Genomic DNA, 18,536 nt, shown 5'->3' with positions numbered 1-18,536 from the left:
CCCGCGGCGGCGTCTTCATGCAGAAGATCACCGACGCCGAGCGGGTGCTGGCCACCGTGCTCCACCGGCGCGGCCTGGGAACCCACGACACCCTCGCCGAGCTGTTCGAAGTCAGCCGCCGCACCATCGGAGGCGCGCTGCGCGAAGTCGGCCCGCTCCTGGACCAGACCGGCTACGCCGCCACACCGGCCGCCACCCGATTCACCACCGCGGCCGAGCTCCTCGCCTCGCTGCCGACCCCGAGCGCCGACGACATTGACACGCCGACAAGTTGATTCTTTACAGGCCCACTACGCGGCCAACCTGATGGCGGTCTGTCCGAAGAACGCCTGGACCTGGGTGCGGGCGCTGCTGCACTCGGTCTACGAGCAGCCCGACGCCGACTCCGTGCACGCCCAGTTCGACCACGTCCTGGCCGCGCTGGCCGACAAGCTGCCGAAGGTGGCCGCCCACCTCGAGGCCGCGCGGGCCGACGTGCTGGCCTTCACCGCCTTCCCGAAGGAGGTGTGGCGGCAGATCTGGTCGAACAATCCGAACGAGCGGCTCAACCGCGAGATCCGCCGGCGCACCGACGTCGTCGGCATCTTTCCCGACCGTGACGCACTGGTCCGCCTGGTCGGCGCCGTCCTGGCCGAGCAACACGATGAATGGACCGAAGGCCGCCGTTACCTCGGCCTCGACGTCCTCGCCCGCTGCCGGCTGCGGCCGGCCGACGACACCGACGAGACCACCGAGGAGGAGGTGAGCATTCCGGCGCTCAGCGCCTGACCAGACATCGAAGATCACGCGGTAGCCGCCAAACACCACGCCCGGGGACTTGACCGTCGCGTCCGAACGTCGCCGCAGCGCGTGGGCCTTGCGGGACAGGGCTGCGGGTCGTCTGTCGCTCGGCCGTGCAGTGCGTGGCTCATAGGAGCCCACTGAGAGACGTCACTCAGTGGGCAAGGGACAGGGCAAGGCCGGAGCAGGAGCGCGGTACTTGCTCTGCCACCAGCCGGGACGTCACCGCGACCGCCGCTGGGTGACGAAATGCAGTGATCGGTCGCCTCGGTTGCTCGGTCGCGGGCGGGATATCAGGTGAACGAGCGGTGTGCGCCCGTCTCCCAGCCCTCGCGAGTGCAGCCGTCAGTCAAGCGATTAGGCATCTTCGCTGGTCCGCTTCCTGGCACGGCTTGGCTGCACCCTCATGGGTTCTCCCGGCACCTTCGGGTAGTCCGGGGGATAGGGCAGGTCGCCGAGGCCGTCGTCCTTCGCCTGGCGCTCGGCGAGCTCCAGCAGCGGCTCGATGCCGAAGGCGTGGTCGGACAGCCCGGCGTGCTTGTCGCCGACCTCGCGGAAGCGCGCCGGCATGGTCAGCACGTCGAAGTCGGTGGGGTGGACGTCGGGCAGCTCGTCCCAGTCGACCGGGGCCGAGACCGGCGCGTGCGGCTTGGGCCGGATGGAGTATGCCGAGGCGATCGTGCGATCCCGGGCCATCTGGTTGTAGTCGATGAAGATCTTCTCGCCGCGCTCCTCCTTCCACCACGACATCGTCACGCGGTCGGGGATCCGCCGTTCCAGCTCGCGGCCGAAGGCGATGACCGCGCCGCGGACCTCGGGGAACGTCCAGCGCGGCTGGATGGGCACATAGACGTGCACGCCGCGGCCGCCGGAGGTCTTCGGCCAGCCCTGCATGCCGAACTCCGCCAGCAGCTCCCGCACGTGCGGCGCCACCCACACCGCGTCGGAGAAGTCGGTGCCCGGCTGCGGGTCCAGGTCGATGCGGATCTGGTCCGGCGACTCGACGTCGCCCTTGGACACCGGCCACGGGTGGAACGTCAGCGTGCCGAGGTTCGCGCACCAGGCCACGACGGCCACCGAGTCGGGCGCGATCTCGTCCGCCGTCCGTCCGCTGGGGAAGGTGATGTGCGCCGTCGGCACCCACTCGGGGGCGTTCTTGGGCACCCGCTTCTGGTAGAAGGCGTCACCGGTGTTGTCCATGCGGGTGGACAGCCGCGCGCCCTCGAACACCCCGCCGGGCCAGCGCTCCAGCGTCGTCGGCCGGTCCCGCAGTGCGTGCAGGATCCCGCCGCCGACCGCGACGAAGTACTCGACGACGTCGATCTTGCGGATGCCGAGGTCGGCGAAGTACGGCTTCTCCGGGTTGGAGACGCGCACCTCGTGCCCGTCGACCTGCAGCAGGACGGCGTCCTTCGACGACGACGCCATCACCGACTCGACCCGGATCGTGAGCTCACCCGGCGCACCTTAGGCGAGCGGAGCCGGGGCGTCGCCCGCCCCGGCGTCCGCACCACTCAGGCGGGGCAGGTCAACCCGTCCTGCGGCACCACCAGGTCGATCAGGTAGGCGTTGACCGCCCCGGTGACGCAGGCGGTCTTCGGGTAGGCGGTGTGCCCCTGCCCCTGCCACGTCAGCAGGACGCCGGAGGTGAGGTCCTCGGCCATGTCGACCGCGCCGGGCAGCGGGGTGACCGGGTCGCCCGAGTTGCCGATCACCAGGATGGGCGCGGCGCCCTCGGCGTCCCGCTCGGGGATCGGGGTGCGTTCGGCCTCCCACACGGCGCAGTTGCGCAGCCCCACGGCCGACCCCGCGCCGAACAGCGGGAAGCGCTGGCCCCACTCGGTGGCCAGGGTGCGGACCTCCTCCTCGGACACCGCCGTCTCCGGGTCGGTGTCGGCGCAGTTGATCGCCACGTTGGCGTCGAACCGGTTGGTGTAGGTGCCGTCCTGCAGCCGGCCGGCGTAGGCGTCGGCGAGGGAGAACAGCTGCTGGGCGTCGCCGTTGCGGGCTGCGGCCAGCCCCTGCGCCAGCTGCGGCCACGACTCGGTGCTGTACAGCGCCGAGAGGACGGCGGTCATGATCACGCCCGGCGTCGCCTGGCGGGTCTCACCGGCCAGCGCGCTGGGGATCGGCGCCGCCCCGGCCTGGTCCAGCAGCTCCTCCACGAAGCGGCGCGGGTCCGGCCCGAGCGGGCAGCCGGCGACCAGGCCGGTGCAGTTGGCCGCGAAGGCGTCGAAGCTGCCCTCCAGCGAGGTGGACTGCTGCTCGGCCTCCGCCCGCGGGTCGTCGTCCGGGTCGACGGCGGCGTCGAGCGCCAGCGCCCGCACCCGGTCCGGGAACAGCTCGGCGTAGGTCGAGCCGAGGGTGGTGCCGTACGAGTAGCCGAGGTACGTCAGCTGCTCGTCACCCAGCGACTGCCGCAGCAGGTCCATGTCCCGCGCGGTGTCGACGGTGTTGAAGGTGCCCAGCGCGTCGCCGTACTCCTCGGCGCAGCCGTCGGCGACCTCCTGCTGCAGCGCGAACGCCTCGTCGACCTGCTCGGGGGTCGTCGGTCGCGGCTCGGCGGCGGTCGCCCGGTCCTTGAGCTCGGCCGGGATGCACTCGACCGGTGTCGACAGCCCGACGCCGCGAGGGTCGAAGCCGACGACGTCGAAGCGGCGCAGCACGTCCTCGGGGAGGGTGAGCGCCTGGCCGATCGCGGCGTCGGCGCCCGAGCCGCCGGGGCCGCCGGGGTTGATCACCAGCGAGCCGATCCGGTCGGCCTGCTGGGCCCAGCGGGCGCGGACGAGGAACAGCGGCAGCGTCTCGCCCTGCGGTTCGTCGTAGCTGATCGGCACCTCGGTGCGGCCGCACTCGAAGAGCAGGTCGCGCTCGCTGCCCGGGGCGCCGGCCACCAGCTCGGAGATCTGGGCGTCGCAGTCGCTCCAGGCGATCTCCGCGGCCTCCGGCTCGGCCGGTGCCGAGGACGCCGACGCCGACGCGTCCGCCGCGGTGTCCTCGGCGGAGGAGGTGCAGCCGGGGACCGCCAGGAGCAGGCCGGAGGCAGCGGCGACCAGGCCGCGGGACAGGCGCATGGGTCCCGAGGGTATGAGGCCCGGCCGCGCGGCGCAGGCACGCCCCCGACCGGGTGACGGACCGCTCAGCCGAGGTGGCCTCCCTGCAGGGCCCCGCCGCGAGCTCGCGAGGGGTGGCGGGCAGGGGGGTCCCTCAACCGGCGAAGACCTCCGCCAGGTCGTAGCGGACCGGCACCTCGAGCTGGTCGTAGGTGCAGCTGCGCGGCTCCCGGTCGGGGCGCCAGCGCAGGAACTGGCCGGTGTGCCGCAGCCGCCGCCCCTCCAGCTGGTCGTACTTGACCTCCACCACCAGCTCCGGGCGCAGCGGCACCCAGGAGAGGTCCTTGCCGGCGTTCCAGCGGCTCTGCGCGCCGGGCATCCGGTGCTCCTCGCCGTTCGCCCCGTTCACGACCTCCGCGTTGGCCCAGTCCTGCCACGGGTGCCCGTCGAGCGCCTCGGCCCGGTACGGCGCCAGCTCCTCGACCAGCTCCGCCCGCCGGGCCATCGGGAAGGACGCCGCGACGCCGATGTGCTGCAGGTCGCCGGAGTCGTCGTAGAGGCCCAGCAGCAGCGACCCGACGATGGGCCCGCTCTTGTGCCAGCGGAAGCCGGCGACCACGCAGTCCGCCGTCCGCACGTGCTTGACCTTGGTCATCAGCCGCTGGTCGGGGCCGTAGGGGAGGTCGGCGGCCTTGGCGACGACGCCGTCGAGCCCGGCACCCTCGAACTCCTCGAACCAGCGCTGCGCGGTGTCCGGGTCCTGGGTGATCGCCGTGAGGTGCACCGACTCCGTGACGGTGACGACCTCCTGCAGCCGGGCCCGCCGCTGCGCGAACGGGGTCTCCATGAGCGACTCGTCCCCGACGGCCAGCAGGTCGAAGGCGACGAACGACGCCGGCGTCTGCTCGGCCAGCAGGTCGACCCGCGACTTCGCCGGGTGGATGCGCTGCAGCAGCGCCTCGAAGTGCAGCCGGTCCCCGCGGGGGACGACGATCTCGCCGTCGACCACGCACCGCTCGGGCAGCGCCGCCTTCACCGCCTCGACCACCTCGGGGAAGTAGCGGGTCAGCGGGCGCTCGTTGCGGCTGCCCAGCTCCACCTCGTCGCCGTCCCGGAAGACGATGCACCGGAAGCCGTCCCACTTCGGCTCGTAGTACATGTGCTCGGCCGTGGGCACCTTGGTCACGGCCTTGGCCAGCATCGGCTTCACCGGCGGCAGCAGGGGCAGGTCCATGCCGGTCAGTCAAGCAGTCCGATGCGGGCAGGCGACGGGGGGACGGCCGGGCGGACCAGCTGGACGTGCACCGTGTCGACGTCCGCCCGGGCTGTAGCCGGCGGCTCGCCGGTGGGGCCGGCCGCCGTGTCCTCGGGGCGCTTCCGCTCCGGCTCAGGTCCCGGAGCCACGGCCAGGACAGCGCACACGAGGACGACCAGGAAGCCCAGCCCCTTCGGTGAGTGCAGGACCGCGGCCGCGCGGCCGAGCTCCGCCACGCTGAACCACAGCTCGCCGCGGACCGAGGAGGCGGGGACAGGGTCGAGGTCCGGGGCGTTGTTCGCGTCACCCTGGGTGGCGAACACGGGCATGTCCCCCGAGTCGTCCACGGCGATAATGCGGTGGGTGACGAGCTCAGGGGAGCCCGGCTCTCGCACAAAGGTGATGACGTCGCCCACCCGTAGCGCCGCGGGGTCCGTGACCGGCTTCGTAAAGACCATGGCGCCGACCGGCAGCCCCGGCGTCATGCTGCCGGTGAGCACGGCGAGCGCGGCGCCGCCGGTCACCACCGGGTAGACGACCACGCCCAGAGCAGCTCCTGTTCCGGCGAGCAGGACCAGGCCGAGCACCCACGAGACCACCCGGCGCACGGTGTGGACCGCCAGGCTGCAGGTGGGCGCGTCCGGGGCGGAGGCAGGGGAGGGCACGCTCCGATACTCCCGGGTGCTCCGGGCCCCGGCATCATCGATTTTGTCGATGCGCGCCTCTCTCCCCGCCCCGGAGCATGGGTGCGTGCGCCGACCCGCCGCCGTCCTCGGCGCCCTGCTGACCGCTGGAGCCGTGCTCCTGCCAGCCGGGCCGGCGGCGGCGGGCGAGACACTCGCCCCCGGTGGCAGCCAGACACTCGACGTCGCCCTGCCGGACTGGGCTTCCCGGGCGGACGAGCTCGGCGTCTCCGTCGACTCGCTGGTCCAGTTCGAGAACGACTGCGTCGAGCCGGAGTCCGAGGCCGGGGACGAGAGCTGCGGCGCGGAAGACGGTGAGCTGGCCGACTTCCTGGACGCCACCGTCGCGGGCGGCACGGACGACGGCGGAGGCTGCCGAGCCACCTCCGAGCCGGTCGGACTCGACCTGTCCGGTGGCGGCGACAGCGTCTTCGACGCCGTGGGAGTGACCTGCCTGGTCCTGGCACTGGAGTTCCCGAACGGGGGCTCGGACGACAACCGTGCCCAGTCGGACACCCTCACCTTCATCCTCGACGTCGTCGGTGAGGAGCAGCTCGGGGACCGGTCGGCGGTCGGCGACGAGGACGGCTCCCCGGGCGCCGTCCTCCGTGCCGACCCGGCGTCCGACGGCACGATCCCCGGCGGTGCGACCACGTCCGGCAGGACGGCTGCGGACGGCACCCTGGGCGAAGGCGCCGCGGCGGCCGCAGGTGGCGGTGCGGACCCGGCGGACGGCGCCGGAGCCGCCGGCGGCGGGACCGCTGCCGCGGCCGGGACCGAATCCGGAAGGCGGGTCGGCGGGCCCACCGCCGAGGAAGCCGGTGGGCCGGCGGGCGAGGGGGTCGTCGGCAGCATGGCCACGCCCGTGACCGTCGATGGCGACGGGCTGTCGACGGAGTCCGGATCGACGTCCCTCGCAGGTCAGGCGCTGGCCTGGGGCAGCCTGTTCCTCGGCGCGATCGTCCTCGGCGGGCTCGCCTTCGTGCTCGCGCGCCGCCGCCCACGGGAGCGTGCCGCGTGAGGCCCCGGACGGCCCTGGGGCTGGGCGCCGTGCTCGCCGGCAGCCTGGCCCTCGGCACCGGCGGCACCGTCGCCCTGCTCAGCGACACCGCGTCGCTGTCGGCCGAGGTCGGGGCGGGATCCCTGAGCCTGGCGGTCGCGGAGCCGCCGGGGCCGGTGCAGCTGCACCTCGACCGGGCCGCCGACCTGGCCGTCCGTGCGGAGATCGGCGAGGGCAGCCGGGCGGCGCTGCGCGTGTCTCTCGTCGGCGCGCAGGGCGCCGACCCCTGCGCCGGGCTGCCCACCGCGGACCTGACGATCGACGTGCACGACGGGTCGAGGCCGGCGGTGTCGGACCTGTGCAGCCTCGTCACGACTCCGCTGCCCCTGGTCGTCCTGGACGCCGAAGCAGCCACGGCCGACCTCTCGCTCACGGTCACGGCACCCCCGCCCGCCGCCGGGCCGAAGGGGTCCGTCCAGTGGACCGGCGTGTTGCGACTCGACCTGGTGCAGACGACCGGGGGGTTCAGCGACGCCGCGGACGTGCCGGTCCACGTCGTGGTGCCGCCCGGACAGGTCGGGCGGGGAACTCCCGGCAACGACGGGAACGGCGCCAAGGACAGGACGGCTGCCGGCAGCGGCACCGCGGCGGGACCGCCGCAGGCCCCGGCAGCCGCCGAGGCCACCCCGGCGGGCTGAGCTCGACGTCCGCTGACGGGCTCAGCGCGCCGGAGGCGGGTCCGTCAGGTCCAGCCAGCGGACCGGCGGGCCAGCGCGACGGCCTGCAGCTGCGAGGTGACCTCAAGCTTGGTCAACACCGCGCGGATCTGCGTCCTCACCGTCGCCTCGCTCACGTGCGCCGTGGCCGCGATGGTGGCGGCCGGCATGCCGGCCGCCAGGGAGCGCAGCACCTCGGCCTCGCGGGCGCTCAGCGCACGGAACGGCGCCAGGCGGGCTGACTCGTCGGCGCGGGCGCGGCGGGCGGCGGCCAGCAGGTCCTGACGGCGCCCCTCGTCGAGGACCGGCTCGCCCGCCCGGACCGCGGTCACCACCCGCAGCAGGTCGTCCAGGTCGGTGGACTTGGACAGCACGGTCGTCGCACCTCGCTGCAGCGCGGTGCCCCACGTGGCGTCACCGGTCTCGCCGGTGACGACGACGACGCGGCAGCCGGCGGCGGTGAGCGGAGCTACCAGGTCGAGGCCGTCGATGGGGACGCCGTCCGTGTCCGGGCCCAGCCGCAGATCGAGCAGCACCGTGGCCGGCGCTGCGCCGGCGCAGGACTGCTCGATGTCCGGGGCCGAGCGGGGGGGCACCCGGACGGCGGGGATGCCGACGGAGCGCAGGCCGATCTCGACCGACTGCGCGAACAGCGAGTGGTCGTCGACCAGCAGCACGGGTCCGGTCATCCGGCCAGCCTCAGCGCGGCGGTCCGGGACCCGCCAGCGTCGCGGGGGCGGGGGAGGTCCCGGACGGCGGGCGCCTCGGTCGTGCGGTGCGCCGGCAGGGTGAGGCGGACCGCGGTGCCGACGGCCGCGTCCTCGATGACCAGGTCGCCGCCGTGCCGACGGGCGAGGTCGCGGGAGATGGCCAGGCCGATCCCCTCTCCGGGGCTGCCGGGGCGGCGGGTGCCCGCCTCGAAGGCGGCCGCGCGGCGGGCAGGCGGCAGGCCAGGGCCGTTGTCGGCGACGGTGACGGTGAGCCGGTCGGTCACCTCCACGCCGAGCCGGCACAGCGCTCCCGGGGCGTGCACCAGCGCGTTGCCGAGCAGGTTACCGAGGATGACGGCCAGCGCGTCGCCGTCCACGCGGACCGGCGGCTGCTCCGACGGCGCCCAGTGCACGCGCAGCCCGCGCTCTCGGTGGCTGATCAGGAGGGCGCGGACCAGGTCGTCCAGGTCGACGTCGCTGACCGACGGAGCCCGGTCCGGCAGCCGCAGCATCCGCTCCAGCCGGGTGAGCTCGACGGCGACGGACTCCTCCAGGGCGGCGCGGGAGTCGGCATCGGTCGGCGCGGTGAGGTGGCGGACGGCGGAGGAGCCGGCGCGGATGCCGGCCACCGTCGCGCGGGCGTCGTGCAGGCAGCCGCGGGCCTGCTGCAGCTGGCGCTCGTGCCCGGCGAGCTGCTCCAGCAGCCCCGCGACGTAGCGCTCCTGGCCGGCCAGCGCGTCGGTGAGGCCACGGGCGGCGATGACGATCAGGCCGAGCGCGGCGGCGACCATCCCCAGGTCGTGCACTGTCCGGACCGCGGTGGTCGCCGTCGGGAGCCCGCTCAGGGCGGTGACTCCGCCGACGACCGCGGCGACCGCGGCCATCGTCCGCGTCGAGGAGCGGTCCCCGGCGCTCAGCGGGTCGAGGGTCCAAGCGGCGACGGCCACGGCCAGCCAGGGTGCTCCGGCCAGCGCGTAGGAGGCCGGGACCGTGGCCCACGTCAGCCCAGGCCAGTGGCCGACGACCGCGACCAGCGCGAGCGCGGCGCCGGCGAGCAGCAGTGCGGTGAGCGCGACCACGACCGCCCGCTGCAGGCGGGGCCGGGTGACCGGGTCGGTGAAGGCGCGCAGGGTCACGATCGCGGACCACGCCACGACGCACAGCCCCGCGGCAGTGGCGACGGCCGGCCGGCGCCCGTCGAGCAGGGCGTCGACCGCGACGGCGACCGGCTGGGTCAGGCCGAGGAGGACGAAGCCCGTACCGGCGTGCCAGGAGGTGCGCGTGGCGGTCACCCGCCAGCGGAGCAGGAAGCCGGCGCCGGCGGCGAAGAGGGCGAGCGTCCCGATCACGACCAGGACGGTGTGCCGCGCACGCTCGCCCGCGAGGACGAGGACCGCCACCGCGGCCAGGGCCGCCGCCAGCCGGCCGGTGGAAAGTCGCGCCACCGTCTCCCGGACCGCTGCGGCGAGGGTCCCGCTGGCCGTAGTTGATCTCATCCGTGGCACATCCGTTCCAGTACTCGCCGTACTCGCGCACGCAGCGAAACACACGGACGGGTGACTCCCGGCGGAGGTCGGGGCGGTTGCGTCGGACGGGTCCCATGTGACCGATGTGCAACGCCCCGTAGCGAATCAACAGAACTGACGATGCCGCGACGCGGTGCCGGAACGGAACCTCGTGTCGTTCGCCGCGCAGATGTCCGGCGAGAACCGTCGTTCGACGGGGACACCGACAGGAGACACCCGTGAAGAAGATCGCCATCGCCGCCGCCGCCATGGGCGGCACCGCCCTCATCGCCTTCGGCGCCAGCGGCACCTTCGCCGCCTTCCAGGACAGCGAGACCTCCACCGCCACCGCCAGCGGCGGGACCATGGACCTCACCGTCGGCGGCGCCACACAGAGCGGCTCGGTCTCGCCGCTGGGCCTCAACCCGGGCCAGACGAGCACCCTCTCGTACTGGGTGAACAACGCGGGCACGGTCAACGGCGCGCTGACCGCGGACCTCACCGTCACCGCGGACGAGGAGCGGGGCTGCCAGGACGCCGAGACCAAGGCGACGACGGACCAGGCCGCCGACTCGAGCTGCACCGACTGGGCGTTGGGTGGCGAGTTCTCGCAGTTCGCCACCGTCCAGTTCCTGGACTCGTCCGCCGCCGACGCCGCAGCCTGCAAGTCGTCCACGACCGGCACCCCGGTGCTGGGCATGGGGGCCGTCACCCTCGAGGACGCCGCCGCGGCCCCGGCGGGGATCGCCGTCGGCTCGCTCGCCGCCAACCAGGGCAACTGCATCGTCCTCGAGGTGAAGCTGCCCTCGACGGCCGGCAACGTCGTCCAGAGCGACGCGGCGTCGTTCAAGGTCGACGTGACCCTGGCGCAGGAGGCCGTCTGACGTTCGTCCCCCCGAGGGCGGTCCGGGAGCTCCCCGGACCGCCCTCGCGGCGTCTCCGGACGCCGGGCCGGCGACGACATGCTCGAAAGACCCGCGCCAGCCCGAGGGCTTGACGGCGTTACCGCGGGAACGTGCCGGCCTCGCCGTGCGGGCATCACAGGGCGGGCGGCGGGCGACAGGGCCGCCTGGAGGGCCGAGGTGGTCACGGCCGGGCGCATGGACCTGGCGAACGCCGACCGTCACCGTCGCTTCGATCCCAGGATCAGGCGTCAGTAGACTAAGTTCCATGACTACGTCGGTCGGGGTGCACGAGGCCAAGACGCACCTGTCCCGGCTCCTGGAGAAGGTCGCGGCGGGTGAGGAGGTCGAGATCACCAACCGTGGCCGGGTCGTGGCGCGGCTGGTCGGGCCGGCCCGGCGGACGCCGAACCTGGGGTTCGACCGCGGCAACGTGTGGATTGCCGACGACTTCGACGACCTGCCCGAGGACCTGCAGCGGGCGTTCGAGGGTGAGGAGTGAGGGTCCTCCTCGACACCCACGCGCTGGTGTGGGCCGCCACCACTCCTGAACGGCTCGGATCGGGCGCCGATCTGCTCGCTGGCGCCGACGTGCGTCTGGTGTCGGCGGTGAGCATCTGGGAGTTGGCGATCAAGCAGCGCCTCGGCAAGCTCTCCGTCGGGCCCGACGTCCGGACCTGGGCACGACGCGTCACGAGCGAGCTGGTGCTCGACCACCTGCCGGTCACCGTCGAGCACGCTGCCGCGGTCGAGCACCTGCCCGACGTCCACCGCGACCCGTTCGACCGGCTCCTCGTCGCCCAGGCCGTCGCCGAGGGGGCCGTGCTGCTCACCGCGGACGAGCGGCTCGCGGCGTACGGCGACGTCGTCCGCCTGGTCGCTTGACGTGCCGCGACCGAGGAGGGACGACCTGGCGGCGTGGCCGCTGGCCGCGCTCATGGTGGTCAGCGGGGTCACCCACTTCACGAACCCCGGCTACTACCGGGGCCTGGTGCCGTCGTGGCTGCCGGCGCGCTCGGCGCTGGTCGTGCTCAGCGGGCTGGCCGACGTCGCCGTCGGCGCCCTCGTCGCGGTGCCGGCGACCCGCCGGGCCGGCGCGCGGGCGACCGCCGCGCTCATCACCACCTACCTGCCCGCGCACCTCGAGCCGCTCCGCCACCGGCACACCGAGCAGCAGGCGTCCGACCGGCCGGCCGGCGTCGCCGCGCGCGTGGCCGTCAACCTCGGCTACGTCGGCTGGGCCGCGGCGGTGGCCCGGCGCGCTACCGGTCGACCGCGTAGCGGGTGAACAGCACGCCGTCCTCCTCGAGCAGCTGCACCAGCCGGGGGCGGACGACGTCGGCCAGAACGCCCGCCACCAACCGGTCGGGGCTGCCGACCAGCGCCGGCGCGATCGACAGGTCCAGCTCGTCGACCACCCCGGCCGCCAGCGCCGCCGACAGCAGCGCCGGGCCGCCCTCGCACAGCACCTGCGCCAGCCCCCGGTCGGCGAGCGCGTCCAGCGCCGCAGGCAGGTCGACCTCGTCGTCCCCGCACACCAACACCGTCACCCCGGCCGCGGCGAGGGCTGCGCGCCGGTCGGCGTCGGCGGCCGCGCAGGTGACCAGGATCGTCGAGGGGACGGCCAGCCGGTCCCCGGGCGCCAGCGAGGCCCGCCGGGAGACGACCGCGATCGGCGGCGACGCGGGCCGGCCGAGCGCCGTCCGCAGCCCGGCGACGTGCGGGTCGGCGTCCACCGGGCGGTAGCCCTCGGCGGCCGCCGTGCCGTGCCCGACCAGGACGACGTCGGCCAGCGCCCGCAGCGTGCGGAACACCCGCTTGTCGCCCGGGGAGCCGAGGCCGCCGCTGCGGCCCCGGACCGTGACCGAGCCGTCCAGCGAGGCGACGAAGTCCACCCGCAGCGACCGCCCGGCCGGCAGCCGGTAGGCCTCGACAAGCGCGTCGTCGTCCAGGTCGGCCGGCGGCCCGGGCAGCAGCCGGCGCACGTCAGGCGGTGGTGAGGAGGGCCGCGCTCTCGGCCGGCACGGTCACCGTCCGTCCGTCGAGGAGCGGCAGTTCCCCGGTGGCGAACAGCACGTCGGTCACGGGGACGTCCAGATCGATCTCGCGAGGGGCGTCGGCGAGGTTGGCCACCACCCGCAGGGAGCCGCGGTGCAGGACCAGCCAGCGGTCGGCGTCGTCCCAGGACACCTGGACCCGCGACAGGTCCGGGTCGACCAGGTCGGGGTGCTCGTGCCGGAGTCGCAGCAGCGCCCGGTGGACGGCGAGCAGCCTCCGGTGCGGGTCGCGCTCGGGCTCGCTCCAGTCCAGCTTCGAGCGGTCGAAGGTCTCCGGGTCCTGCGGGTCAGGCACCTCGTCGGCGTCCCACCCGTGCTCGGCAAACTCGCCCTTGCGCCCCTCCGCCGTCGCCCGGCCGATGTCGGGGTCGGTGTGGCTGGTGAAGAACTGCCACGGCGTCGAGGCGCCCCACTCCTCGCCCATGAACAGCATCGGGGTGAACGGGCTGGTCAGCACCAGCGTCGCGCCGACGGCGAGCAGGCCGGGGGAGAGGGACGCTGAGACGCGGTCGCCCACCGCGCGGTTGCCGATCTGGTCGTGATCCTGGAGGTAGCCGAGGAACTTCCAGCCGGGCAGCAGCGCGGTGTCGACCGGCCGGCCGTGGTGCCGGCGCCGGAAGCTGGAGTACGCGCCGTCGTGGAAGAACGCGCCGGTCAGCGTCTTGGCCAGCCCGGCGAGGCCGGCCGCGGCGAAGTCGCCGTAGTAGCCCTGGCCCTCACCGGTGAGCACCGAGTGCAGCGCGTGGTGGAAGTCGTCGCTCCACTGGGCGTGGATGCCGGTGCCGCCCGCCACCCGCGGGGTGACCATCCGCGGGTCGTTGAGGTCGCTCTCGGCGATGAGCGTCAGCGGCCGGCCCTCGGCGACCGACAGCCGGTCGACCTCCTGGGCCATCTCCTCGAGCACGTGGGTGGCCCGCTCGTCGACCAGCGCGTGGACGGCGTCCAGCCGCAGCCCGTCGACGTGCATGTCGTGCAGCCACATCAGCGCGTTGTCGATGACGTAGCGGCGGACCTCGTCGGAGTCCGGACCGGAGAGGTTGACCGAGCTGCCCCAGGTGTTCGCGCCGCCCTCGCTGAAGATCGGCATGAACAACGGCAGGTAGTTCCCCGACGGGCCCAGGTGGTTGTAGACGACGTCCTGGAGGACGCCGAGGCCGCGCTGGTGGCAGGCGTCGACGAAGCGCTGGTACGCCGCGGGGCCGCCGTAGCTCTCCTGCACCGTGTACCAGAGGACGCCGTCGTAGCCCCAGTTGTGCGTGCCGTCGAAGCCGTTCACCGGCAGCAGCTCGACGAAGTCGACGCCGAGGTCCACCAGGTGGTCGAGCCGCCCGACGGCGGCGTCGAGCGTGCCCTCGGGGGTGAACGTGCCGACGTGCATCTCGTAGACCACGCCGCCGGCCAGCGGGCGGCCGGTCCAGGCGCGGTCCCCCCACGCGTACGACGCGGGGTCGTGGCGGCGGGACAGCCCGTGCACGCCCTCGGGCTGGCGACGCGAGCGTGGGTCCGGCCGGGGGGTGTCGTCGTCCCCGAGCAGGAAGCCGTAGTCGGCCTCCGGACGGGCCTCGACCTCGGCGCGCCACCAGCCGCCGTCCTCTCGGCGCATGTCGTACACCGACCCGTCGACCTGCAGCCGGACCCGTTCCGGGACCGGCGCCCAGACGGCGAACTCGACGGCAGCGGACATGCAGGGGCCTCCAGGGGGATCGGGGTCGTTCGGCGGCGTTCCGGGGGGTGATGCCCGCGCCGCACGCCGCCAACCACGTGATCACGGCGTGCCGCGCGCCACTCCGCCTCCGGAGCGCCCTGGTGTCGTTACCGTGCGCTCCCACCGGTGCCGGAGGGCGCCACCCGCCCCGAGGAGCGCCATGAGCGTGGTCCGCACCGTCGTCCTCCCGGTCCTGCGGTTGGTGGTGTGGACGGTCATCGCCGTCCCGCTGCTCGTCCTCGCCTTCCGCGGCGGCAGCGGGGCGGCCGCGCCGGTGTCGGGCGGAGCGCCGCCGGTGGACCTCACCTCCCCGGTCGTCCCGGTCGCCCGCGGCACGGTCGCCAACACCGTCACCGTCCAGGGCACCGTCGTCGCCGACGCCACGGTCCCGGTCAAGGCGACCAAGGCCGGGACGGTCCGCCGGGTCCTGGTCGAGCCCGGCGACGTCGTGGCGCAGGGCGACGGCGTGCTGGAGGTCCGCTGGGAGGAGGAGCGCGAGCCGGTCGCCGGCACCGATGCCGACGGCAACCCGACCAGCACGCCCCGCGCCCCGCTCGTCCGGACGGCGACCGTCCCCGCTCCCACGGGTGGCACCGTCACCGCCGTCGACGTGCTGGTCGACCAGGTGGTCGCGGTCGGCGACCGGGTCGCCGGCATCTCCTCGGGCTCCCTGTCGGTGACCGCGACGCTGGGCCAGGACGACCAGTTCCGGCTGCTGGCCCCGCCGTCCACCGCGCAGGTGGAGGTTCAGGGCGGCCCCGCCCCGTTCACCTGCAGCGACCTGACGCTCGGCGCGCCGGCCGCGACCGACGACGCCGGCGACGACCAGGGCGGCGCCCCGGTCGACCCGGCCGCCGGCGGCGGGACCGGGCAGGGCGGCACGACCGCCCGCTGCCGCGTCCCGGCCGGGACGACGGTGTTCCCCGGCATGGCCGCGACCGTCGTCGTGGACGCCGGCGTCGCCGAGGACGTGCTCGTCGTCCCGGTGACCGCGGTCCAGGGCTCGGTGCAGCAGGGCAGCGTGTGGGTCGTCGGGGCCGACGGCGCCCAGGAGCAGCGCGCGGTGGTGCTCGGCCTCACCGACGGCGACCAGATCGAGGTCCGCGAGGGCCTGGCCGAGGGTGACTCGGTGCTGGCGTTCGTGCCGGTGCCCGACGACACGGTGGAGAGCCCGGGGATGGCGGGGCCGTTCGGATGACACTGCTGGCGCTGCGCGGCATCAGCCGCGAGGTCGGGCTGCCGGACGGCGGCGTGCTGCCGATCCTCACCAGGGTCGACCTCGAGGTGGCCGCGGGCGAGCACGTGGCGATCGTCGGCCGGTCCGGGTCGGGCAAGTCGACGCTGCTGAACATCCTCGGCCTGCTCGACAGCCCCACCGGCGGGGAGTACCTGCTCGACGGGGAGCCGACCGGCGCGCTGCGGGCCCGCCGCCGCGCCCGGCTCCGCGGCGAGGTGTTCGGCTTCGTCTTCCAGCAGTTCAACCTGCTGCCCCGGCGCACCGCAGAGGAGAACGTCGCCGCGCCGCTGCTCTACGCCCGCGGCCGGGACTACCTGCGCCGGCGCCGGACGGCGCGCGAGCTGCTCGACCGCGTGGGCCTGGGGGCCCGTGCCGACATCGTCCCCGAGCGGCTCTCCGGTGGTGAGCAGCAGCGGGTCGCGATCGCGCGGGCGCTGGTGCGCTCGCCGCGGGTCGTCCTCGCCGACGAGCCGACCGGCGCCCTCGACGTCGAGACCGGCGCCCAGGTGATGGCGCTGCTGGCCGAGGCCGCCGCGGAGGGCGGCGCGGCGCTGGTCACCATCACCCACGACCTGAACGTCGCCCGGCTGGCCGACCGCCGGTACCGGCTCGACGCCGGCCGGCTGACCCCACTGGCCGAGCCGGCGCCGACCGCCGTCGTCCCCGCGCCCGCGGCCGCGCCCCTCGAGGAGGCGCTGCCGTGATCCCCGTGCTGGCCACCCTCGCCGAGGCGTGGAGCGAGGTGCGGGTGCACCGGGCGCGCGTGGTGCTGTCCCTCGTCGGCGTCTTCCTCGCCGTCTTCGCCATGACGACGGTGACCGCGCTCGGCCTGCTCGTCGCGCAGGTGCAGCAGGAGCAGGGGGAGCGCATGGGCGGCCGGTCGGCCACCATTGGCGTCACCGCCTACGACCCGCAGACCGGGATGCCGCCGGACCCGCAGGAGTGGGACGCCGCCGTCGCGGACCTCACCGAGCGGTACGGGATCACCACCACGGCCAGCATCGGGTACGAGGAGACCCGCTTCCGGCTGCCCGGCGGCACCCAGGCCGTGCAGACCAAGCGGGTCTCGCCGTCCTACGGGCAGCTGCACCGCGTCGAGCCGATCGAGGGCCGCTGGCTGCGGGAGGGTGACCGGGACAGCCTGGCCCCGGCCGTCGTCGTCAACGAGGCGTTCCTCGCCGCGCTGGGCGTCCCGGACCTCTCGGCCCGTCCCACGGTGGTGATCGGCGGTGGGGACCCGGTGCGGGCGGTGGTCGTCGGCGTCGTCCGCGAGGGCTACGGCGAGGAGCTGCTCGCCTACCGCGTGGACCGGTCGGCCGGCCCCTGGGACGCGCCGGGCGTGGCCGACCCGTCGGCGATGGCGTTCGGCCCGTCGACGCTCGAGCTCTGGGTGCGGCCCGAGCAGGCCGACGAGGTCATGGCGGTGGTCTCCCACGACCTCGGGCTGGCGCTCGGCGGCGTCCAGGTCGACGCCTACCGGTCGGACTCGCAGGGCCTGGAGGAGACGCTCGGCATGCTGCGCCTGGCGATCCGGGGGGCCGGCGTGGTCGTGCTGGTGCTCGGCGGGCTGGGCGTGCTCAACATCGGGCTGGTGACGGTCCGCCAGCGGATCCGGGAGATCGGCGTCCGGCGCAGCTTCGGCGCCACCTCGTCGCGGGTCTTCTCCGCGATCATGCTGGAGAGCGTCTGCGCCACGTTCCTCGCCGGGCTCGCCGCGGTGGCGCTCTCGGTCGTCCTGGTGCGCAACCTGCCGCTGGACCAGCTGCTCAACAGCGGCATCCCGTTGGCCGAGACCCCGGCGTTCCCGGTGGCCGCGGCGGTGGAGGGCCTGGTGGCGGCGACCGCGGTCGGCGCGCTGGCCGGCCTGCTGCCCGCGGTGATCGCCGTCCGGGCGCGGGTCATCGACGCCATCCGCTTCTGAAGGAGGACCCCGCTGCCCCACCGCTCGCACGCTCGCGGCGGGACCCTGCAGCGGGGCCGTTCCCAGTCGTCGCCAGGCTCAGGGCGGACCCCCGGACGCCGACCGGGTCCCACCGTCCGGCTGCCGGAGGTACTGCACCCGGCGGACCTCTCTGCCCATGCAGTGCAGATCTCGCGGATCAGCGGCCCGGGCTCCCGGCGGCCGGGGGAGCGCGTCCCCCGGCCGCCGGTCCGCCTCACGGCAGCTGCAGCACCTGGCCGACCGCGATGCGGTCCGGGCTGCTGAGCTGGTCGTCGTTGGCGGCGAACAGCGCCTGCCACCCACCCGCGACGCCCTGCGCCGAGGCGATGCGGCCGAGCGTGTCACCGGCATGCACCGTGTAGGTGCCCCCGCCGGCAGCCGCCGGTGCGGGCGCGGCCGCCAGGGCCGGCGCGGCCGGAGCCGCGCCCGCCTCGGGGGCCGACGGGTCGAGCGCCTTGCCGCAGCTCGGCCAGGCACCCGGGCCCTGCACGTCGAGCGTGCGCTCGGCGACGGCGATCTGCTGCGCCTTGGTGGCCAGGTCGGCGCGCGGCGCGTACTCGGTGCCGCCGAACGCGGCCCACGTGCTCGCGCTGAACTGCAGGCCGCCGTAGTAGCCGTTGCCCGTGTTGATGGCCCAGTTGCCGCTGGACTCGCACGCGGCGACGGCGTCCCAGTCGTTGGGGGCGGCCGCCGACGCCGGTGCGGCGAGGACGCCGAGGCAGACGGCGGCGGCGCCGCCGAGCACCACGGCGCCGCGGCGCAGCGCGCGTGCGGGCATGCGGGCAGAAGAGGACGAACGCATGGGGGACTCCCGATCCGCCGCCTGCGAGGTGAGCTGTCGGGTTCGGAGCGATCGGTGCCCCGGCCGTGCGTGCACGGCTTCACCCCGAGGCGCCCGGCCGGACCGGCCGGGCACCGAGATGGGTCCCCCACCCCCGTCCTGGCTGTACAGGAGGTACGGCAGCCGACGGACGGGGTTCGGCGGATCGGC

The 18,536-nt window shown here is 74.8% G+C and carries 18 protein-coding genes, 2 pseudogenes and 1 riboswitch; of the genes and pseudogenes, 11 read left to right on the top strand and 9 right to left on the bottom strand.

Going from position 1 to position 18,536, the window contains the following annotated elements:
• A pseudogene (locus BLW63_RS02640) lies at nucleotides 1-275 on the top strand (ISAzo13 family transposase); the annotation flags it as partial.
• Between the two features lie 7 nt (nucleotides 276-282).
• Nucleotides 283-768 (top strand): annotated as a pseudogene (locus BLW63_RS02635) (transposase); the annotation flags it as partial.
• A gap of 369 nt (nucleotides 769-1,137) precedes the next feature.
• Here the strand turns inward: BLW63_RS02635 and BLW63_RS02630 are convergent.
• From BLW63_RS02630 to BLW63_RS26600, 4 genes are all read right to left on the bottom strand, one after another.
• A complete protein-coding gene (locus BLW63_RS02630; protein ID WP_091151097.1) occupies nucleotides 1,138-2,208 on the bottom strand; it encodes a DNA polymerase domain-containing protein in 1,071 nt (356 codons plus the stop codon).
• Nucleotides 2,209-2,294: 86 nt separating this feature from the next.
• Entirely contained in the window at nucleotides 2,295-3,854 is a 1,560-nt protein-coding gene (locus tag BLW63_RS02625) for an alpha/beta hydrolase (RefSeq protein WP_091151095.1), read from the bottom strand.
• A 133-nt stretch (nucleotides 3,855-3,987) separates the two neighbouring features.
• A complete protein-coding gene (locus BLW63_RS02620; protein ID WP_091151093.1) occupies nucleotides 3,988-5,067 on the bottom strand; it encodes an ATP-dependent DNA ligase in 1,080 nt (359 codons plus the stop codon).
• Between the two features lie 5 nt (nucleotides 5,068-5,072).
• Complete coding sequence (locus BLW63_RS26600) at nucleotides 5,073-5,753, bottom strand: signal peptidase I (protein WP_170856599.1); 681 nt, start codon at nucleotides 5,751-5,753, stop codon at nucleotides 5,073-5,075.
• 85 nt (nucleotides 5,754-5,838) lie between these two features.
• Here BLW63_RS26600 and BLW63_RS26595 point away from each other — a divergent pair, with 85 nt between their 5' ends.
• Both BLW63_RS26595 and BLW63_RS02605 read left to right on the top strand, forming a co-directional pair.
• Entirely contained in the window at nucleotides 5,839-6,792 is a 954-nt protein-coding gene (locus BLW63_RS26595; RefSeq protein ID WP_170856598.1) for a hypothetical protein, read from the top strand.
• Nucleotides 6,789-7,469, top strand: coding sequence for a hypothetical protein (locus BLW63_RS02605; RefSeq protein ID WP_091151087.1), 681 nt, complete (start codon nucleotides 6,789-6,791; stop codon nucleotides 7,467-7,469). Before BLW63_RS26595 ends, BLW63_RS02605 begins: the two co-directional genes overlap by 4 nt.
• Nucleotides 7,470-7,513: 44 nt before the next feature.
• Here the strand turns inward: BLW63_RS02605 and BLW63_RS02600 are convergent, their stop codons facing one another.
• Nucleotides 7,514-8,176 carry a LuxR C-terminal-related transcriptional regulator gene (locus tag BLW63_RS02600; protein WP_091151085.1) on the bottom strand — a complete coding sequence of 221 codons (663 nt, stop codon included), beginning with the start codon at nucleotides 8,174-8,176 and terminating at the stop codon, nucleotides 7,514-7,516.
• Entirely contained in the window at nucleotides 8,173-9,693 is a 1,521-nt protein-coding gene (locus BLW63_RS02595; protein ID WP_091151084.1) for a sensor histidine kinase, read from the bottom strand. Before BLW63_RS02595 ends, BLW63_RS02600 begins: the two co-directional genes overlap by 4 nt.
• A 248-nt stretch (nucleotides 9,694-9,941) precedes the next feature.
• Between BLW63_RS02595 and BLW63_RS02590 the strand changes: the two genes are divergently transcribed.
• The 4 genes from BLW63_RS02590 (at nucleotide 9,942) to BLW63_RS02575 (ending at nucleotide 11,892) form a co-directional block, all read left to right on the top strand.
• Nucleotides 9,942-10,586: a TasA family protein gene (locus BLW63_RS02590; protein ID WP_091151081.1), complete on the top strand. Its 645-nt coding sequence runs from the start codon at nucleotides 9,942-9,944 to the stop codon at nucleotides 10,584-10,586.
• A gap of 286 nt (nucleotides 10,587-10,872) precedes the next feature.
• Nucleotides 10,873-11,106, top strand: a complete 234-nt coding sequence (locus tag BLW63_RS02585) for a type II toxin-antitoxin system Phd/YefM family antitoxin (protein ID WP_091151079.1) — start codon at nucleotides 10,873-10,875, stop codon at nucleotides 11,104-11,106.
• A complete protein-coding gene (locus tag BLW63_RS02580; RefSeq protein ID WP_091151077.1) occupies nucleotides 11,103-11,489 on the top strand; it encodes a type II toxin-antitoxin system VapC family toxin in 387 nt (128 codons plus the stop codon). Before BLW63_RS02585 ends, BLW63_RS02580 begins: the two co-directional genes overlap by 4 nt.
• 1 nt (nucleotide 11,490) lies before the next feature.
• Nucleotides 11,491-11,892: a DoxX family protein gene (locus BLW63_RS02575; protein ID WP_091151075.1), complete on the top strand. Its 402-nt coding sequence runs from the start codon at nucleotides 11,491-11,493 to the stop codon at nucleotides 11,890-11,892.
• On the opposite strand, the gene BLW63_RS02570 is transcribed toward BLW63_RS02575, so the two are convergent.
• Nucleotides 11,867-12,589, bottom strand: a complete 723-nt coding sequence (locus BLW63_RS02570; RefSeq protein WP_091151073.1) for a dihydrofolate reductase family protein — start codon at nucleotides 12,587-12,589, stop codon at nucleotides 11,867-11,869. The two genes, BLW63_RS02575 and BLW63_RS02570, sit on opposite strands and share 26 nt — an antisense overlap.
• A 1-nt stretch (nucleotide 12,590) precedes the next feature.
• On the bottom strand, nucleotides 12,591-14,345 hold the full coding sequence (gene treZ, locus BLW63_RS02565; RefSeq protein WP_091151071.1) for a malto-oligosyltrehalose trehalohydrolase: 1,755 nt from the start codon (nucleotides 14,343-14,345) through the stop codon (nucleotides 12,591-12,593).
• A 181-nt stretch (nucleotides 14,346-14,526) separates the two neighbouring features.
• Here treZ and BLW63_RS02560 point away from each other — a divergent pair, with 181 nt between their 5' ends.
• The 3 genes from BLW63_RS02560 to BLW63_RS02550 are packed head-to-tail and all read left to right on the top strand — an operon-like array spanning nucleotide 14,527 to nucleotide 17,524.
• Nucleotides 14,527-15,564 carry an efflux RND transporter periplasmic adaptor subunit gene (locus BLW63_RS02560; protein WP_091151069.1) on the top strand — a complete coding sequence of 346 codons (1,038 nt, stop codon included), beginning with the start codon at nucleotides 14,527-14,529 and terminating at the stop codon, nucleotides 15,562-15,564.
• The gene (locus tag BLW63_RS02555) at nucleotides 15,561-16,307 is read left to right on the top strand and encodes an ABC transporter ATP-binding protein (protein ID WP_091151067.1); all 747 of its coding nucleotides are present in this window, start codon (nucleotides 15,561-15,563) and stop codon (nucleotides 16,305-16,307) included. Before BLW63_RS02560 ends, BLW63_RS02555 begins: the two co-directional genes overlap by 4 nt.
• Entirely contained in the window at nucleotides 16,304-17,524 is a 1,221-nt protein-coding gene (locus BLW63_RS02550; RefSeq protein WP_091151065.1) for an ABC transporter permease, read from the top strand. Before BLW63_RS02555 ends, BLW63_RS02550 begins: the two co-directional genes overlap by 4 nt.
• A 235-nt stretch (nucleotides 17,525-17,759) precedes the next feature.
• Here BLW63_RS02550 and BLW63_RS28455 read toward each other — a convergent pair whose 3' ends face one another.
• Nucleotides 17,760-18,323, bottom strand: coding sequence for a LysM peptidoglycan-binding domain-containing protein (locus tag BLW63_RS28455; protein WP_280140476.1), 564 nt, complete (start codon nucleotides 18,321-18,323; stop codon nucleotides 17,760-17,762).
• A gap of 27 nt (nucleotides 18,324-18,350) precedes the next feature.
• Nucleotides 18,351-18,518: riboswitch (cyclic di-AMP (ydaO/yuaA leader) on the bottom strand.
• Between the last annotated feature and the right edge of the window lie 18 nt (nucleotides 18,519-18,536).

It is taken from the genome of Geodermatophilus africanus, assembly GCF_900107105.1.
GTDB classification, from domain to species: domain Bacteria; phylum Actinomycetota; class Actinomycetes; order Mycobacteriales; family Geodermatophilaceae; genus Geodermatophilus; species Geodermatophilus africanus.
The sequence above is the reverse complement of the archived record's forward strand: the minus strand, read 5'-3'. Positions and strand labels throughout refer to the sequence as shown.

Excerpts from the sequence above, each read along its gene's own strand:
- BLW63_RS02630 (WP_091151097.1), bottom strand. The coding sequence starts at position 2,208 with ATGGCGTCGTCGTCGAAGGACGCCGTCCTGCTGCAGGTCGACGGGCAC.
- BLW63_RS02625 (WP_091151095.1), bottom strand. The coding sequence starts at position 3,854 with ATGCGCCTGTCCCGCGGCCTGGTCGCCGCTGCCTCCGGCCTGCTCCTG.
- BLW63_RS02620 (WP_091151093.1), bottom strand. The coding sequence starts at position 5,067 with ATGGACCTGCCCCTGCTGCCGCCGGTGAAGCCGATGCTGGCCAAGGCC.
- BLW63_RS02600 (WP_091151085.1), bottom strand. The coding sequence starts at position 8,176 with ATGACCGGACCCGTGCTGCTGGTCGACGACCACTCGCTGTTCGCGCAG.
- BLW63_RS02595 (WP_091151084.1), bottom strand. The coding sequence starts at position 9,693 with ATGAGATCAACTACGGCCAGCGGGACCCTCGCCGCAGCGGTCCGGGAG.
- BLW63_RS02585 (WP_091151079.1), top strand. The coding sequence starts at position 10,873 with ATGACTACGTCGGTCGGGGTGCACGAGGCCAAGACGCACCTGTCCCGG.
- treZ (WP_091151071.1), bottom strand. The coding sequence starts at position 14,345 with ATGTCCGCTGCCGTCGAGTTCGCCGTCTGGGCGCCGGTCCCGGAACGG.
- BLW63_RS02560 (WP_091151069.1), top strand. The coding sequence starts at position 14,527 with ATGAGCGTGGTCCGCACCGTCGTCCTCCCGGTCCTGCGGTTGGTGGTG.
- BLW63_RS02555 (WP_091151067.1), top strand. The coding sequence starts at position 15,561 with ATGACACTGCTGGCGCTGCGCGGCATCAGCCGCGAGGTCGGGCTGCCG.
- BLW63_RS28455 (WP_280140476.1), bottom strand. The coding sequence starts at position 18,323 with ATGCCCGCACGCGCGCTGCGCCGCGGCGCCGTGGTGCTCGGCGGCGCC.